This is a genomic window from Micromonospora sp. WMMD710 (assembly GCF_029626045.1).
Classification (GTDB): Bacteria; Actinomycetota; Actinomycetes; order Mycobacteriales; family Micromonosporaceae; genus Micromonospora.
Genome location: NZ_JARUBD010000001.1, coordinates 176805 through 192500, shown reverse-complemented (window position 1 = coordinate 192500; position 15696 = coordinate 176805). Strand labels below are relative to the sequence as shown.

19 protein-coding genes, 2 tRNA genes and 1 pseudogene are annotated in these 15696 nt (G+C 70.9%); 6 read left to right on the top strand and 16 right to left on the bottom strand.

Annotation, left to right across the window (positions count from 1 at the left end):
* Window positions 1–15: 15 nt before the first annotated feature.
* Window positions 16–240: a hypothetical protein gene (locus tag O7620_RS01000; protein WP_151491614.1), complete on the top strand. Its 225-nt coding sequence runs from the start codon at window positions 16–18 to the stop codon at window positions 238–240.
* A gap of 3 nt (window positions 241–243) precedes the next feature.
* On the opposite strand, the gene O7620_RS00995 is transcribed toward O7620_RS01000, so the two are convergent.
* Window positions 244–1041, bottom strand: coding sequence for a carbon-nitrogen hydrolase family protein (locus O7620_RS00995; RefSeq protein ID WP_278121294.1), 798 nt, complete (start codon window positions 1039–1041; stop codon window positions 244–246).
* Between the two features lie 39 nt (window positions 1042–1080).
* The gene (locus O7620_RS00990; RefSeq protein WP_278121292.1) at window positions 1081–1914 is read right to left on the bottom strand and encodes an EamA family transporter; all 834 of its coding nucleotides are present in this window, start codon (window positions 1912–1914) and stop codon (window positions 1081–1083) included.
* A gap of 41 nt (window positions 1915–1955) precedes the next feature.
* Here O7620_RS00990 and O7620_RS00985 point away from each other — a divergent pair, with 41 nt between their 5' ends.
* Window positions 1956–2582: an XRE family transcriptional regulator gene (locus tag O7620_RS00985; protein ID WP_151491617.1), complete on the top strand. Its 627-nt coding sequence runs from the start codon at window positions 1956–1958 to the stop codon at window positions 2580–2582.
* Window positions 2583–2606: 24 nt separating this feature from the next.
* On the opposite strand, the gene clpX is transcribed toward O7620_RS00985, so the two are convergent.
* The 5 genes from clpX to O7620_RS00960 all read right to left on the bottom strand — a co-directional run bounded on the left by clpX (window position 2607) and on the right by O7620_RS00960 (window position 7173).
* Entirely contained in the window at window positions 2607–3902 is a 1296-nt protein-coding gene (gene clpX / locus O7620_RS00980) for an ATP-dependent Clp protease ATP-binding subunit ClpX (protein WP_110567768.1), read from the bottom strand.
* A gap of 210 nt (window positions 3903–4112) precedes the next feature.
* Window positions 4113–4775, bottom strand: coding sequence for an ATP-dependent Clp protease proteolytic subunit (locus O7620_RS00975; protein ID WP_121652300.1), 663 nt, complete (start codon window positions 4773–4775; stop codon window positions 4113–4115).
* Between the two features lie 10 nt (window positions 4776–4785).
* Entirely contained in the window at window positions 4786–5427 is a 642-nt protein-coding gene (locus O7620_RS00970; protein WP_007464111.1) for an ATP-dependent Clp protease proteolytic subunit, read from the bottom strand.
* A gap of 194 nt (window positions 5428–5621) precedes the next feature.
* A complete protein-coding gene (tig, locus tag O7620_RS00965; protein ID WP_278121288.1) occupies window positions 5622–6968 on the bottom strand; it encodes a trigger factor in 1347 nt (448 codons plus the stop codon).
* A gap of 131 nt (window positions 6969–7099) precedes the next feature.
* Window positions 7100–7173: transfer RNA gene (locus O7620_RS00960), tRNA-Pro, on the bottom strand.
* Window positions 7174–7463: 290 nt separating this feature from the next.
* Between O7620_RS00960 and O7620_RS00955 the strand changes: the two genes are divergently transcribed.
* Window positions 7464–7537, top strand: a tRNA-Gly gene (locus O7620_RS00955).
* Window positions 7538–7590: 53 nt separating this feature from the next.
* Here O7620_RS00955 and O7620_RS00950 read toward each other — a convergent pair.
* Complete coding sequence (locus tag O7620_RS00950; RefSeq protein ID WP_278121286.1) at window positions 7591–7791, bottom strand: hypothetical protein; 201 nt, start codon at window positions 7789–7791, stop codon at window positions 7591–7593.
* A gap of 190 nt (window positions 7792–7981) precedes the next feature.
* Between O7620_RS00950 and O7620_RS00945 the strand changes: the two are divergent.
* Window positions 7982–8158, top strand: a pseudogene (locus O7620_RS00945) (helix-turn-helix domain-containing protein); the annotation flags it as partial.
* Window positions 8159–8241: 83 nt separating this feature from the next.
* Complete coding sequence (locus O7620_RS00940; protein ID WP_347403786.1) at window positions 8242–8514, top strand: ATP-binding protein; 273 nt, start codon at window positions 8242–8244, stop codon at window positions 8512–8514.
* 1140 nt (window positions 8515–9654) lie between these two features.
* On the opposite strand, the gene O7620_RS00935 is transcribed toward O7620_RS00940, so the two are convergent.
* From O7620_RS00935 to O7620_RS00920, 4 genes are all read right to left on the bottom strand, one after another.
* On the bottom strand, window positions 9655–9849 hold the full coding sequence (locus tag O7620_RS00935) for a hypothetical protein (protein WP_278121285.1): 195 nt from the start codon (window positions 9847–9849) through the stop codon (window positions 9655–9657).
* Between the two features lie 206 nt (window positions 9850–10055).
* On the bottom strand, window positions 10056–10460 hold the full coding sequence (locus O7620_RS00930) for a type II toxin-antitoxin system VapC family toxin (RefSeq protein WP_093411303.1): 405 nt from the start codon (window positions 10458–10460) through the stop codon (window positions 10056–10058).
* On the bottom strand, window positions 10457–10654 hold the full coding sequence (locus O7620_RS00925; protein WP_278121282.1) for a hypothetical protein: 198 nt from the start codon (window positions 10652–10654) through the stop codon (window positions 10457–10459). Before O7620_RS00925 ends, O7620_RS00930 begins: the two co-directional genes overlap by 4 nt.
* Window positions 10655–11291: 637 nt before the next feature.
* Window positions 11292–11837, bottom strand: a complete 546-nt coding sequence (locus O7620_RS00920; RefSeq protein WP_278121280.1) for a hypothetical protein — start codon at window positions 11835–11837, stop codon at window positions 11292–11294.
* A 121-nt stretch (window positions 11838–11958) separates the two neighbouring features.
* Between O7620_RS00920 and O7620_RS00915 the strand changes: the two genes are divergently transcribed.
* Complete coding sequence (locus O7620_RS00915) at window positions 11959–12300, top strand: hypothetical protein (RefSeq protein WP_278121278.1); 342 nt, start codon at window positions 11959–11961, stop codon at window positions 12298–12300.
* Window positions 12301–12310: 10 nt separating this feature from the next.
* On the opposite strand, the gene O7620_RS00910 is transcribed toward O7620_RS00915, so the two are convergent.
* The 4 genes from O7620_RS00910 to O7620_RS00895 all read right to left on the bottom strand — a co-directional run bounded on the left by O7620_RS00910 (window position 12311) and on the right by O7620_RS00895 (window position 15558).
* Window positions 12311–12778, bottom strand: coding sequence for a ribose-5-phosphate isomerase (locus O7620_RS00910; protein WP_151491628.1), 468 nt, complete (start codon window positions 12776–12778; stop codon window positions 12311–12313).
* 88 nt (window positions 12779–12866) lie between these two features.
* A complete protein-coding gene (locus O7620_RS00905; protein ID WP_278121275.1) occupies window positions 12867–14066 on the bottom strand; it encodes a DUF1015 family protein in 1200 nt (399 codons plus the stop codon).
* A gap of 90 nt (window positions 14067–14156) precedes the next feature.
* Window positions 14157–14738 carry a hypothetical protein gene (locus O7620_RS00900; RefSeq protein WP_278121273.1) on the bottom strand — a complete coding sequence of 194 codons (582 nt, stop codon included), beginning with the start codon at window positions 14736–14738 and terminating at the stop codon, window positions 14157–14159.
* Window positions 14739–14931: 193 nt separating this feature from the next.
* Window positions 14932–15558, bottom strand: a complete 627-nt coding sequence (locus O7620_RS00895; protein WP_278121271.1) for a disulfide bond formation protein DsbA — start codon at window positions 15556–15558, stop codon at window positions 14932–14934.
* Window positions 15559–15696 lie beyond the last annotated feature (138 nt).

Here is a 15696-nt window from a genome sequence, read left to right as displayed (position 1 = left end):
GCCAGAGTGTCAGGCATGGATGAGTACGGACCCCGCACCACGGTGGTCGCCGAGGAGGCACTGCTCGGTCTCCTCCTGCCGTTCTGGCAGTTGGTGATCGGCGCGGTCGTACTGGTCGTGCTGGTGCTCTCGGTGGGACGGCTCGCCCGCCGGGGCCCGTCCAGGATGACCACGGCGCTGCTGGTCACCGCAGCGGCGATCGCCGGTCTCACGGTGATCGGCGTCCTGCTGCAGGGCTGAGCCTCAGAGCCGGCGATTGGCCAGGCTGGGCAGCTCGGCCCGGATGGCGGCGAGCCGGTCGAGGTCCAGGTCGGCGACAGACACCCCGGGGCCGTCCGGCAGTTGGGTGAGGACCGTCCCCCACGGGTCGACCACCATGCTGCGGCCGAAACACGTACGGCCGGGCTCGTGGTCCCCGGTCTGGCCCGCTGCCGCCACGAAACACTGGTTCTCGATCGCCCGGGCCCGCAGCAGGACCTCCCAGTGATCGCGGCCGGTGTGCATCATGAACGCGGCCGGGACCACCAGGAGCTGGGCGCCACCGTCGGTGGCGAGTGCGCGGTAGAGCTCCGGAAAGCGCAGGTCGTAGCAGATCGACAGGCCCACCCGCAGGCCCTCGACGTCGACCACCACCGGTTGCGCACCGGGTGCCACGCTCGCCGACTCCCGGTAGGAGACCCGGCCCGGAATCTCCACGTCGTACAGGTGGATCTTGCGGTAGCTCGCGGCCAGGCTGCCGGACCGGTCGAAGACCAGCGACGTGTTCCAGGTGCGCTCCGGGTCCGGACCGACCTCGTGAAACGACCCGGCCACCAGCCAGATGCCGAGGCGCCGGGCGACCTCGCCGAAGAAGCTGCCCACCTCACCGTCGACCGGCTCGGGCTCGGGCAACCTGTCGGCGGGGCCGAGGTAGTCGACGTACTCCGGTAGGACGGCGAGGTCCGCGCCGCCGGCGGCGGCGCGTTCCAGCAGGACCTCCGCGGCGGCCAGGTTGGCCTTGCGGTCATCCCGGGCGTTCAGCTGGCAGACGGCGACGCGCATGATCCCAGGGTACGGCCGCACGGGCCGACGCGGACAGGGTCAGATGCTGGCCAGCACCAGAGCGCCGGCGGCGAATCCGAGCCCGGCGACCTGGACCGGGCGCAGCCGCTCCCGGTCGACGGCGAGGGCGAGCAGCACGGTGCTGGCCGGGTAGAGCGCGGCGATCGCCGCGACGATGCTCAGGTGGCCGCGTGCCGCCGCCGCGAGGAACAGCGCGTTGGCGGCGCTGTCGAGCAGGCCGGCGACCGCCGCCCAGACCAGTACGCGCCGGTCGAGCCGCAGCCGTACCCCGGTGCCGGCGGCCAGCGCGAGCCCGAACGCGATCGAACTGGTCCGCACCGCGGCCACCGGCCACATGCCGGCGTTCTCGTCGGCCTGGCCGAGCAGGGTGAAGAAGACACCGAAGAGCGCCCCGGCGGCGAGGGCGAGCCCGACCAGCCGGGTCGGAACGGCTCGGCGGCCGCCACCCTCACCGAGGCTGACCAGAGTGATCGCCAGCACCGCGAGGCCGGCGCCGGTCAGTGCCGGGGCACCAGGGAAGCTCGCGGTGAACAGGCCGGCGACGATCGGCACCACGGCGGCGGTGATCGCGGTGACCGGCGCGACGACGGCCATCATCCCGCCGGCGAGCGCCCGGTAGAGAAGCATGACCCCGGCCGCGCCGGCCACTCCGGCGACGAGCCCCCAGGCGATGTCCCCGGTCGTCGGGGTGCCGGGCACCACCAGCACCAGGACGACCAGCAGCGGCACGCTCAACAGCTGGGAGACCACGGTCACGGCGATCGGGTCGGCGCGGCGGGACGCCTTTCCGCCGGAGAAGTCGGCGGCGCCGAACGCGATCGCGGACACCGCGGCGAGGACAATGGGTAGCATCTGTCTGTCGTACCATAATAGTGACCGCGAAGGATAGTTTAATGACCGACACCGGGGGCGACCGGGTGGGCGCGGTGACGTCCGCGGTCGCCCGGCAGGTACGCGACCTACGGGCCGCCCGAGGCTGGTCCTTCGAGGAACTGGCCGGCCGGTCCGGGGTGAGCAAGGGGATGCTCGTGCAGATCGAGGGCGCCCGGACCAACCCGAGCGTCGGCACGCTCTGCCGGGTCGCCGACGCGTTCGGCGTCAACATCGCCCACCTGCTCGAACCGGCCGAGGAACACACCGTGAAGATCACCCCCGCCGCCGAGGCGCCCCTGCTCTGGCAGGGTGAGCACGGCGGCACCGGCCACCTGCTCAGCGGACTGGGCGAGCCGGACCTCGTCGAACTCTGGGACTGGCGGATGGCGCCCGGAGAGGCACACCGCTCCCTCGACCACCCGCGCGGCACCCGCGAGGTGCTGCACGTGCTGGACGGCGCCGTGATCGTCCGGGTCGACGGCCGGGACCACCCCGTCCGCGCCGGCGAGACCATCGAGTTTCACGCCGACCGGGAACACGGCTACCGCAACGACACCGACGAGCCGACCCGGCTGATGATGGTGACGGTCACCCCGTCGGGCGAGTGGGACCGCCGAACGCGATCACGCCGGCCGCGTCAGGAATGAGCGACCGGCGTGCTGCGGGGAGGATCAGGCCGACTTCTCCTCGCGGTCCCGCCGGGCCCGACGCCCGGTGAACTCGCGCGGAACGATCGTCGGGTTGACGTTCTCCAGGACCACCTCGCGGGTGATCAGCACCCGGGCGGCGTCCGGGTTGCTCGGCACCTCGTACATCGCGGAGAGAAGGACCTCCTCGATGATGGCCCGCAGACCACGGGCACCGGTGCCGCGCAGCATCGCCTGGTCGGCGATCGCCTCCAGTGCCGGCTCGTCGAACTCCAGCTCGACCCCGTCCAGCTCGAAGAGCCGCTGGTACTGCCGGACCAGGGCGTTGCGCGGCTCGGTGAGGATGCGAACCAGGGCACTGCGGTCCAGGCTGCGCACGTTGGTGATCACCGGGAGCCGGCCGACGAACTCGGGGATCAACCCGAACTTGAGCATGTCTTCCGGCATGACCTGGCTGAAGATGTCGTCGGTCGACCGCTCGGACACCGACCGGAGCCGGGCACCGAAGCCGGTGCCGCCCTGACCGGTGCGGGACTCGATGATCTGATCCAGACCGGCGAACGCGCCACCACAGATGAACAGCACGTTGGTGGTGTCGATCTGGATGAACTCCTGGTGCGGGTGCTTACGACCGCCCTGCGGCGGCACGTTGGCAACCGTGCCTTCCAGCATCTTGAGCAGCGCCTGCTGCACACCCTCGCCGGAGACGTCCCGCGTGATCGACGGATTCTCCGACTTACGGGCGATCTTGTCAACCTCGTCGATGTAGATGATGCCGGTCTCGGCACGCTTGATGTCGTAGTCGGCGGCCTGGATCAGCTTGAGGAGGATGTTCTCCACGTCCTCGCCGACGTAGCCCGCCTCGGTCAGCGCCGTGGCGTCCGCGATGGCGAACGGGACGTTCAACATCCGGGCGAGCGTCTGCGCCAGGTGGGTCTTGCCGCACCCCGTCGGACCGAGCAGCAGGATGTTGGACTTGGCCAGCTCGACGGCGTCACTGCCGGAGCCCGGCGCACCGGCCGCCTCGGCCTGGATGCGCTTGTAGTGGTTGTAGACCGCCACCGCGAGCGCCTTCTTGGCCTGGTCCTGCCCGACGACGTAGTTGTCGAGGAACTGGCAGATCTCCATCGGCTTGGGAAGCTCTTCCCACTTCACCTCGCCGGACTCGGCCAACTCCTCTTCGATGATCTCGTTGCAGAGATCGATGCACTCGTCGCAGATGTAGACCCCAGGGCCCGCGATGAGCTTCTTCACCTGCTTCTGCGACTTACCGCAGAAGGAGCATTTCAGTAGGTCGCCGCCGTCACCGATCCGTGCCACCTACGTTCTCCCTGCACTCATCGGCCGGAGACCCGGCCCTGACCTGCGGACGCTGCGCTCCGTCCGGCTCCGTTCACCCCGCCGGCCCACCGGCGAAGCGGTACGGACCCGACGTTACCCGCTGACGGGGCATTCTCCGACCCCCAAAACGGGTGTGTCAGAGGTCGGCCGAGAACTTCACGCCCCGGCCAACCTCTGACCCGGTACTGCTCAGCTAGCCGCGTTGGCGGCCAGCAGGCCCTTCTTGCGGCTGGTCAGGATCGTGTCGACCAGCCCGTACTCCTTGGACTCCTCGGCCGTCATGATCTTGTCACGGTCGATGTCCTTGCGAACCTGCTCGATCGGGCGGTTGCAGTGGCGGGACAGCATGTCCTCCAGCTGCGTCCGCATCCGCAGGATCTCTCGGGCCTGGATCTCGATGTCCGAGCCCTGCCCGTAGCCGCCCTCGGTGGCCGGCTGGTGGATGATGATCCGCGAGTTCGGCAGAGCCATCCGCTTACCCGGCGTACCCGCCGACAACAGCACCGCCGCCGCGCTGGCGGCCTGCCCGAGGCAGACCGTCGAGATGTCCGGGCGGACGTACTGCATGGTGTCGTAGATCGCCGTCATGGCCGTGAACGAGCCACCGGGCGAGTTGATGTACATGATGATGTCGCGGTCCGGGTCGGTGCCCTCCAGCGTGAGCAGCTGGGCCATCACGTCGTTGGCCGACGCGTCGTCCACCTGCACACCGAGGAAGATGATCCGGTCCTCGAAGAGCTTGTTGTACGGGTTCGACTCCTTGACCCCGTACGACGTGCGCTCGACAAACGACGGCAGAACGTAGCGGTTGTGCACGGCCGCGAACTGGGGCGGCAAGCTCAGATCGGTCATCGTCAGCTCCTCAGCTCAGGGTCCCGGCGCCATCCGGAACCTGAGCGGCCCCGATGATCACCTTGTCGATGAAGCCGTAGTCCATGGCCTCCTGGGCGGTGAACCAACGGTCCCGGTCCGAGTCCGCCTCGATCTGCGACTGGCTCTGGCCGGTGTGGTGCGCGACCCGCTCCTGGAACATCCGCTTCGTGTAGAGCATCTGCTCCGCCTGGATGGCGATGTCGGACGCCGTACCGCCCAGGCCACCGGACGGCTGGTGCATCATGATCCGGGCGTGCGGCAGCGCGTACCGCTTGCCCTTGGTGCCCGCGCAGAGCAGCAGCTGGCCCATCGAGGCAGCCATGCCCATCGCCACGGTCGACACGTCGTTGTCGATGAACTGCATGGTGTCGTAGATCGCCATGCCGGAGTAGACCGAGCCACCCGGCGAGTTGATCCACAGGTTGATGTCGCGGTCCGGGTCCTCCGCGGCGAGCAGCAGCAGCTGCGCGCAGATGCGGTTGGCGACCTGGTCGGTCACCTCACTGCCCAGGAAGATGATGCGCTCCTTGAGCAACCGGTTGTAGACCGAGTCGTCGAGGTTGCCAATGGAGTCGCCACCGCGCGCGTCAATCGCCCGGAGCGACTTCTTGGGGATGTGCATGTCGGTCATGGCAGCCCTTCGCTCTCCGTACCGTCTTTCCCGACACTAACCGCTGTGCGGGGCGGCAGAGTCCCGGTCGGGGCACTGTTCGCTCTCAGCGCAGCTGTGTCGGGCGCACCCGCGGCGCGGGCGTCCGGGCGTACCCCGGAATGGATTCGGCCGCCGTCCACCGCGCAGCGGCGGACGGCGGCCGCACCCGACGATCAGTGCTCGTGGTTGTGCTCCGCCTCGTTGGCGGCGCGCAACGCGTCCAGGGTGACCTCGTTGCCGGCCGAGTCCTTGATCGTGATGCGCTCCATCACGGCCGCGAGCGCCTTGCCCCGCCGCACGTCACCGAAGACCGCCGCGGCGGCGCCGGAGCGCACCAGCTGGTCGTAGTACTGCTGCGGAGCCATCCCGGCGCGCTGCGCCCGGTGCACGATCTCGTGCCCGAACTCGTCGTCGGAGACCTGCACGTCCTCGGCGTCGGCCAGCGTGTCCAGCAGGAGCTGCACCTTGACGCCCTCGGTCGCCGCCTCGGTCAGCTCGGCGTCGATCTGCTCCTCGGTCTTCTCCTCGGCGGCCAGGTACTCCTCCAGGGAGGCGCCGATCCGCTCCAGCTGGTCGACCATCGCCTGCTTGCGGCTGGCGACCTCCTCGCGGACGACGCCCTCCGGCGCCGGCACCTCGGCGGCCTCGACCAGCTGCGCCAGGGCCTTGTCCCGAGCGGCGTAGATCTGCTCGACCTGCTTGCCCTGGGTGACCCGCGCCCGCAGGTCGCCGCGCAGCTCCTCGATCGTGTCGAACTCGCTGGCCATCTGGGCGAACTCGTCGTTCAGCTCCGGCAGCTCCTTCTCCTTGACCGTGCGCACGGTCACCGCCACGTCGGCGTCGCGGCCGGCGAAGTCGCCGCCGACCAGCTGGGTGGTGAAGGTGGTGTCCTCACCGGCGGCGAGGCCCACCACGGCCTCGTCGAGGCCCGGCAGTAGCTGCTTGCTGCCCACCTCGTGGGAGATGTTGCTGGCCTGGCCGCCCGGCACGTCCTCGCCGTCGACGGTGGCGTTCAGGTCGATCTGCACGTAGTCGCCCTCGGCGGCCGCCCGCTCGACGGTCTTGAGGGTGGCGAACCGCTCCCGCAGGTTCTTCACCTGCTCGTCGATCTCACTCTCGTCGATCTGCAGCTCGTCGACGGTCACCTCGATGGTGTTCGCGTCGGGCAGAGTGATCTCCGGGCGGACGTCGACCTCGGCGGTGAAGTTCAGCGAGTCACCGTCGTTGAACTCGGTGATCTCGACCTCGGGACGCCCCAGCGTCTTCAGGTCGTGCTCGCGCACCGCGGCGAGGATGTTCTCCGGGATGGCGTCCTGGACCGCCTCGTTGAGGACGGTGCCCCGGCCCACCCGCTGGTCGATGACCGCGGTCGGCACCTTGCCCCGACGGAAGCCGGGAACCTGGACCTGCGAACCGATCTCCCGGTACGCCTTCTTGAGGCTCGGCTCGAGCTCGACGAACGGCACCTCGATGGCGAGCCGCACGCGCGTCGGGCTCAGAGTCTCGACGGTGCTCTTCACAGGCGTACTCCTTGACGGATCTCAGTTGAGTCTGGGCGTGATTCAGCCCATCGAGTGTAGGCGAGCCGGCCTGACGCACCGGCAGCGCCCGGGACCGCGCGCTGCCGGGACGACCCGGCGGCGGACGACAGTCGGGGTGGCGGGATTTGAACCCACGGCCCCTCGCTCCCAAAGCGAGTGCGCTACCAAGCTGCGCCACACCCCGTGGCGACGAGCAGTCTATGCCGTCCGCGCGCCTCAGGCGGTGCCGGGGCGTCCGTCACCCGGACAGATCACCCATCGCACCCCTTGCGACCCGTCATGATCCGCGCAACATCGGGGAAACCGCTGCTTCCCGGCGCGCGGATGCCGCCACTTCAGTGATGTCGTGCGGATCTTGAAAGGGCGCGACGCGGCGTCGGCACGACACGACGCCGCGGAGGCGGTGGCGCGATCGCGCGCCCACGACCGGCATTGGGTACGCTGTCCGCGCACCCCGCTCCGGCGGGGCTGAGCGCGGGCGTAGCTCAATGGCAGAGCTTCAGTCTTCCAAACTGACGGTGCGGGTTCGATTCCCGTCGCCCGCTCCACGAACTTCGGCCCAGGTCAGCGGCACACCCGCCGCGCCTGGGCCGCTCTCGTTTCAGCCCTGAATGATCTTGCGTGCCAGTAGCGTGCCAGCAACGCCGGCCGTGCCGTCCGAGGCGGGCTCGCGTGCCGGTCGCTCGGCCTTCCCGCCCTTGGCTGCCTTGCGAGCCGCCGGCTTCTGCTTGGGCGCGTTCTCCTTGGCCGCCTTCTCTGTGGCCGGCTTGTCCATGGCCGCCTTGTTCTTGGGCTTGCTCACCTTGGCCGGTGTCGCTGCTCGCTTCGTCTGCTTGACGATCCGGCGGTCCATTACTCGGCGATTTCCCGGTCCCGCTCGCGACACGTCCCCGGTCTCCTCGTCCCGCCTGGTTGTCCGCCTCACCACGCCGCTCAAAATCGATCTGCGGCGACACGCCGAGGCACAGCGCCAGCGGGGAAGACGTACTTGGCTGGAACTGCGCCTGTTCCGTGCGCTGCATGAGGCGGGGCTGAGCCTGTCACAGATCGCTCGGGAGACCGGTCTGGATCGCAAGACGGTGCGGAAGTACCTGGCGGGCGACGCCGCGCCGGCGCCGCCGCAGCGGTCACCGCGTCGGGACGCCCGGGCGTCGGTGTTGAGCCCGTTCGCGCATGTGATCGACGCGTGGCTGCGGGCGGAGTTGCTGCTCAAGGGCACGGTGATCCATGAGCGGCTGGTCGCCCCAATGTCCTGGTCATCGACGAGGTCGGCTACCAGCCCCTCGAACGGGCCCAGGCCAACCTCGTCTTCCAAGTGATCTCGAAGCGCTACGAGAAGGGCTCCACGCTGCTCACCTCGAACAAGAGCTTCGGCGAATGGGGCCAGGTCTTCGGCGACCAAGTCCTCGCCACCGCCATCCTCGACCGCCTCCTGCACCACTGCGACGTCTTCGCGATCAACGGACCCAGCTACCGGCTCAAGAACCGCCTCACCGCCATCGACGGCCAAGCCAACGTCGCCTGAGCCCGGGCCAGGCCACGGTCACGCTGTTCGAAGACGACGGCCTCGGATCCTGGAGAAGACCACCGCGTCAGCGCGACGGCCAGGAAACGACAGGAAGGCCGGGACGCTGTCCTGCCCTTGACCAGCGGGGTTGGCCTGCGAGAAGTGGCGGACCGTCCAGGACTCGGGTTTCGCTGGCATAACGAGAGTCTGCCAGTGGCCGCGCCGCTCTCGTAGATCGCCCGCGTTTCGAGCCTGGCCGTGCCCGATCCATGCCCGACGCAGCGGTCAACACGGCTTCGCAGAGGCATGTAACCTCGCCGGTAACCAACGCTCGGTAGCGATCTCCCGGGTGACGCGACTACCCGCCGTGCAGATCAATCCGATTCCCAAGCTGATGCTCGGCACCTTCCAACCTGACAGTGTCCGACCCTGGCCGATCGTTGTCGGCTGCTGACGCCCGACGATGATGGGCGCATGGGCAACTGTCAGAGGTGCAGGGCTGCTGTCGACCCAGGCGGGCCGGCCGTTGAGGTCGTAGGCGGCGGTATCTGCTGGTGGGTACCGATCGTGGAGGACCTTCGTCGTCCCTCGCCGGTCCTGATCCACTGGCGTTGCTACATGGAGCAGGTCGGAGCCGATGCCCTGTTAGCCCTGATCACAGCTTCCGATCGCGAGCGCCGCGACTTCATCCACCTCCTGCGCCGCAAGCTCAACGAGGCACGCGGAGCGGAACACGGGCGAGACCGGGGTGATGGGTGACTAACTGGGTGACGATCAGGACGCCCGACGGTGAACAGCCCTGGACGACGGTGGAGGATGGATGCCAGGTCCTGAACGTGCTGACGCACGTAGAGGCCGGCTGATGGTTGCCTGGGGGTCAAGGAGTCCTCGGGGCACGCACGGGGCACAAGACAGCGTGAAACGTCGGCAACCAGCCATCAACGACGTGAGCCCAGGAGCGAGCGTGACCAGCGCGTCGACCAGGCCGCAGCAGGTCAGGCGAGAGTCCGTCTAAGTTCCGCTTCAATTCACCTACTGCCGAAACAGTCTCTTTGGGATCAAGGGGCCGCGCAAGCGCGGCCCGCCCGCCGCACTCGGCCTGCTGGCGGCCTCCGGCCGGCATCGGCCGGCGCGGCGGGCAGTTCCCGGTTCGAGTGGTCATGCCCGAGGTGAACTGATCGCGGCTTCGATGCGCAGCCCGATCCCGGTGGCGACGAGGAAGCCCGCCAGGACGTGCGGCTCGGCCGATCCGGCATCGCTCGCCAGCGTGATGACAGAGACCAGCAGTCCGGCGAGCAGAGCCAGGTTGCCGACGACCCGGATGGTGGAGGCGTGTCTCGCAACGAGGTTCATCCGCCGGACCGTACCGAAGGCTCGCCGCCACCGCTGTCCTGATCTGCACTCGCCAGCGCGGTAGGGACGATCGCGGGGTGGTCGGCCGCCGTCGAGGTCGGGGCATCGACTGCCGCGCCGCTACGCGGCTTGCCACCGGTGATACCGGCTCGGCCGGTCGATGACTGCCAGGAGCCGATGGGATCGGCGCACGCGAAGCCCTGGCGCTACGAGACGTCGAACAGGCGTAGGCCGTCGTACTCGGCGAAGTCGGCGTAGTCCTTGCCGTTGAAGGTCGCCAGCGGCAGCCGGTCGACCAGGCAGCAGGCCGCGATCCAGGAGTCATTCGTCGGACGGGGCCGCCCCCGGTGCTGTGCCCGCGCCTGAAGCTGCCCCCAGGTCGTCGCTACCGCCTCGTCGAACGGCAGCAGGACCACCCCGGATCGCCACTGCGCGAGGTCAGCCAGCTTACGCGGCCCCCAGCTCCGCAGCACGGTCCACTTGGTCAGCTCGCCAAGCGTGACGAACGTGATGCACAAGGTCTTACCGGCCAGCCGGGCACGAAGTCGATCAGGCAGACGACCACGCAGGATCGCCGACGCGACGTCGGTATCCAGGACGACCAGGCTCACGCGACGCTGGCCCGCCGAGAGGCGTACAGGTCAGCGAGGAACTCGTCCAACTCGTCGTCGGACTCGAACAGGCCCGGCCGGGCCAGGTCGTCGACGGAGGCGACCGGCTGCACACCCTGCCTGCGGGCCAACTCCGCTGCGGGCACATGCTCAGCGGTCGGCCACTCGGGCATCCGCTCCGCGCTGCTCGACATCACGACCCACCTCCCGCACCCCACACCGCCGCCCATTGTCGCACGGTCAGCACCGACACCACCGGCACTCGGCCGCACGGGGAGTGGGCAAGCCGCCCCCGGCCAGTCTGGCCGGGGGCGGTAAGCCGTACGCCGCCGGACAACCGCGCGGCCGTGCCAGCCACGTGCCGGTAACCCGCGTCCGACGGGGTCGAGAGCGGTCATGATCGGGCACCCCGACACCGAACCCTGACCAGGCGATCCGGGCAGTTCACGCCAGCTTGAAACGATCTTCCAAACTGACGGTGCGGGTTCGATTCCCGTCGCCCGCTCCACACCTTCCGGCCCAGGCCACCGACGGCGCCGGCAAGACGGTAGGCACCACCGACGACGTCGCGGCGGCCATCGACGCCCGGCAGGCGAACCGGTGCCGGGCCACCGTCGAGGATGGCTCGGCCGGCCTGCCGATGCCGGTCGCCGGGCCGGCACGGACTACGCCGCCGCGCAGCCCGCCACCGGCTTGTGTCGTACCGCAGACGGACCGGCTGGCCACGGATGAATCGCGGCCAGCCGGGTAAGCAGCGGCCTTGCCTGGTGGGGAAACGACCGGGTGCACGGGCGGGCGGCCCCAGAGCCGACCCGCCCGTGCGCGCGCCGGTCAGTTCGAGGAGATCCAGTTCCAGGCGGAGACGACCCACTCGGTCTGCTGGAGCCACGCCACGCCGAGGCCGACGAGGAAGACGGCGGTCGCCAGGTGCGCGCCGCGCGCACCACGCCGGACCCGCCCCATCTGACGCTCCAGCACCACCCGGCCGACCAGCCGCGACAACGCGAACAGGCCGACCGCGACCAGCAGGCTCAACACGAGCACCAGCAGCGGGCCGGACAGGTCACCCCCGCCGGAGAGCGCCCAGATCCCCCAGCACACGAACGCGAAGAGCCCGGCCGCCGTACTCCACTCACCGCCGCGTCGCAGCTGCGCCATCCGCCAGCCCAACGGGCGGCGCGGCGCCGGCTCACCCGGCCAGCCGGTGCCGGTCGGCTCCTGCTCGACCACCGGGAACGGTTCGGTGCGCGGTGTGCGCGGCTGACCCACCGGGGCCACCCCCCGCCGGAAACCGTCGCGCTGCGGCGGCACCCCGACGCCGGCCTGCGGTGGCACCTCCACGGTCCGCTCCGCCCACGGCTGCGTCTGGTCTGCCATCTCGTCCTCCCCCTGACCGACGGCACCACCACCGCCTGAATCCGAGGGTAGCCAGACCCCACACCGGCCGCCGACCCGGCACGACGGCGCCGGATCCCCGCCGGCGGGGTACGGTCGGCTGATGGGTGACCCGGACCGACGACGACGGCGGCTACGCCACCATTCCGACGCCGACCCGGGCGGGCGGGGTGCCGACGGCTCGACGGCCAGCACGGCCGGAGTGCACGACGGTGACGAGCCGCCGCCCCGCCGCCGAGGTCACGGCGGCGACGAGCGCGACGGCGAACGGGGACTGCGCGGGCTGGTCGGCTCCGGCTCGTCGCAGGTGGGGCTGAGCGCCGCGCTGCGGGCCCGCGACGCGGCACGCCCCACCGACGACGACCTGGCCGAGGCGGATGCCCGGGTGGTGGTCGTCCGGCGCAACTGGGTGCCCCGTGAGGACCTGCCCCGCTCGCCGCGCTGAGCCGCCCCGGTCAGGGCAGGTCGGGCAGCTGCCGGGTCCGCTCGTACTCGGCCACCTGGTTGATCCGCCGGGCATGCCGGTCGTTGCCGGAGAACGGCGTGCTCAGGAACGCCTCGACGATGCCGGTGGCCTCGTCCAGGGTGTGCTGGCGGGCGCCGACCGCGACCACGTTCGCGTCGTTGTGCTGCCGGGCCAGCTGGGCGGTCTCGACGCTCCAGGCCAGCGCGGCACGAACCCCGGCGACCTTGTTCGCGGCGATCTGCTCACCGTTGCCGGAGCCACCGATGACCACACCGAGGCCGGTCTCGTCGGCCACCACCCGGTCGCCGGTGTGCAGGCAGAACGTCGGGTAGTCGTCGTCCGGGTCGTAGCTGTGCGGGCCGACGTCGACGACGTCGTACCCCTGCTTGGCCAGGTGGTTGGCCAGGTGCACCTTCAACTCGAAACCGGCGTGATCGGATCCCAGGTAGACGCGCATACCGGGCAGTCTGTCAGGCCCCGCTCTCCGACGTCGCGGGGGCGGCGTCGGAGAGCCGGGTTCGTCACACGGTCGGGTCGGCGGTCACTCAGCGGGGCAGTTCGGCGACCACCAGGCCGCCGCGCGCTTTCGGGGTGAACCAGGTGCTCTTGCGGGGCATCTTCTCCCGGGCCAGGTTCACCGCGACGAAGTCCTCCACGGTCACCGGCGCGATCAGGATGGCCAGCTCGGCCCGCCCGGCGTCGACCTCACCGGTGAGCCAGCTCGCCGGGTAGTCCCCGCCGACGTACGTGATCCGCTTGTCGCCCGGGTCCAGGCCCAGCGCGTCACGCAGCAGCAGCCGCTCGACGAGGGCGTGGTCCAGGTTCTCCAGGCGGCCGGCGGCGGTGGCGGGCAGGCGCACCGCGTACCCCTGGCCAGCCAGCCGCAGGTGGACGGCGCCGCCGCCGGCCGGGACCTCGACCGGGCCGTCGATCGGTTCGACCTCGGCGCCCGCCGCGCGCAACCGGTCCAACAGCTCGTCCGGGGTGGTGGTCAGCTCGCTGACCAGCCGGTTGTACGGCTGGATGGCCACCGACGCGGGCGTGGTCACCACGGCCAGGAAGCGCGGCAACCCGCCGGTCTGGGCGGCCAGGCTGCGATGGTTGCCGTCGGCGACGACCAGCTCACCGCCCCCCGCCAGGGCGGTCAGCGCGTCCTGCTCCGGGCCGGGGCCGAGCAGCCAGATGGCGTGCGTGCGCCCCGCCTGGTCGGTGTCCGTGGCGGCGGGCGCGCCGCCCGCGTCGGTCGCCGCCGCCAGCGCGGCGTGCAGCTCGTCGCCACATCCGGTCTGCAGCAGGAGTACGGGGGACAGCAGGTGACCGAGCGCCTCGGCGAGTGCCACCCGCTCCCGCACCTTGGCGATGAACACGTCCTCGTTGCGGATGACCAGGCCCGGCTCGTCGGCCCGGGTGGAGATCTGGTCGGTGTCCACCATCGCGAACAGCCCGTACGCCGGCGACTCGCCCGGCGCGCTGATCCGGTAGAGCACCACCACCTGCTCGGCGGGGGTGTAGCTGCCGTCGGCCTTGGCCTCGGCGAGGCGGGCCACCGCGTCCGGCAGCGCGTCGAGGAAGGACTTCCCCGCGCTCTCCGGTGCCCGGTGCGGCATCTCGATGCCGAGGGCACTGTGCGGGTTCGCCTCGATGATCGCGGTGATCTCCGCGTCGTCGGCGAACTCGTCGTAGTTCTGCGCGCCGGTGCCGCCAGTGGTGATCCAGGCCCGGGTGATCGGGTGCACGACCGTCATGCCCGCTGACGCTACCGGCGACGGCCGCGCCGACGACGGGGACCCGCGCAGCGTCCACCAGATGAAAGCGCCGCGACGGCGGCGCGCCGGTCAGCCGGCCCGGCCCGAGGTGCCCCGGCGGTGCCGACCGGCGACGGCGGGCCCGCCGTTGCCCCTGCGGCCGGTCGTGGCCGGTCCGGTGCCCGCGTTGCGGCGGGGCGACGCGGGCGGCCCGGGCACCGGACGCTCTGGGGGCGGCGCCGGCACCGGCCGCGGGTTCAGCGGCGGTGTCGGCACCGGTCGCGGCGTCGTCGGCGCGGGCGGGGGCGGCGCCGGCTCGGCCGGCGCGGCCGCCGACGGGAGGACCGGAGCCGGCGGTACGGCCACCGACGGAAGGTCCGCAGCCGGCGGTACGAACGTGAGGACCGGTGCCGCGGGCGGCGTGGGAGCCAGGAGCGATGCCGAAAGGTCGGCGGGCGTGTCCTCGGCGGGCGGGGTCAGGCGGGAGGTCACCGGCACCCGGGCCACGCCGACCACGATGGGCGGGGCGAGCAGGTCCACCACGTGGGCGGGGAGGTCGGGGCGGACCGTCGGCCAGCGGGAGTCGTCGACCGACCAGTAGGCCGCGCCGGGAGTCTCGATCACCCCCTGCCGGGTCAGCTGATCGTCACCGGACGCACGGTGCTTGGCCATCGGGAATGCCTCCACGAGCTGCGGGGTGCGGCCCTGCGGGTCGCTGCGGCGGACACCGAGGGAAACGACGCCGCCCGCCCACCGGTGACGCCGCAACCGCGTCCGGCCTCGCAGCCGCACCCGGCGTCCGACACGACGCGCCCCCGCCCGGACGACCGACGGTGTCCGGACGGGGGCGCGTGGCGGGCGGCGCTCAGTCGAAGATCGGGCCCTGCTCCCGGGTGCGCTTCAGCTCGTAGAAGCCCGGGGTGCCGGCGACCAGCAGGACACCGTCCCAGAGTCGACCGGCGGCCTCCCCCTTCGGGGCGGGCGTGATCACCGGGCCGAAGAACGCGACCGGGCTGCCGTCCGGGCCGGGCGCGTGCACGACCGGGGTGCCGACGTCCTGCCCGACCGGGCGCATACCCGCCCCGTGGCTGGCCCGCAACGCCTCGTCGTACTCGGTGCTGTCGGCGGCCGCGGCCAGCGCCGGGTCCAGGCCGGCCTCGGTCAACGCGGCCACGTAGAGCTCCGGGCCCCGCTCCTGCTTGTCGAGGTGGATCCGGGTGCCCAGCGCGGTGTAGAGCGGGCGCAGGACGTCACTGCCGTACCGCTGCTCGGCGGCGATGCAGATCCGCACCGGCCCCCAGGCGGTGCTCAGGAAAGTCTTGTAATCCTCGGGCAGCTCGTCCCGGCCCTCGTTCAGCACGGCCAGGCTCATCACGTGGAAGCGGATGTCCACGGGCCGGGCCTGCTCGACCTCGAGCAGCCAGCGGGACGTGATCCACGCCCACGGGCAGGCCGGGTCGAACCACATGTCGGCGGTGACGCGATCGGTCACGGTGCGATCCCTTCGCGGCGGAGTTGCGCCGGCGATCCGGCGTCTTGGGGAATCTTCACCCCGCGTCCGGTCCACCGGCACCCGAATCGGACCGTGACCTCGACCACCGCCGGATGCACGTCCATGGAAGACTCGGAT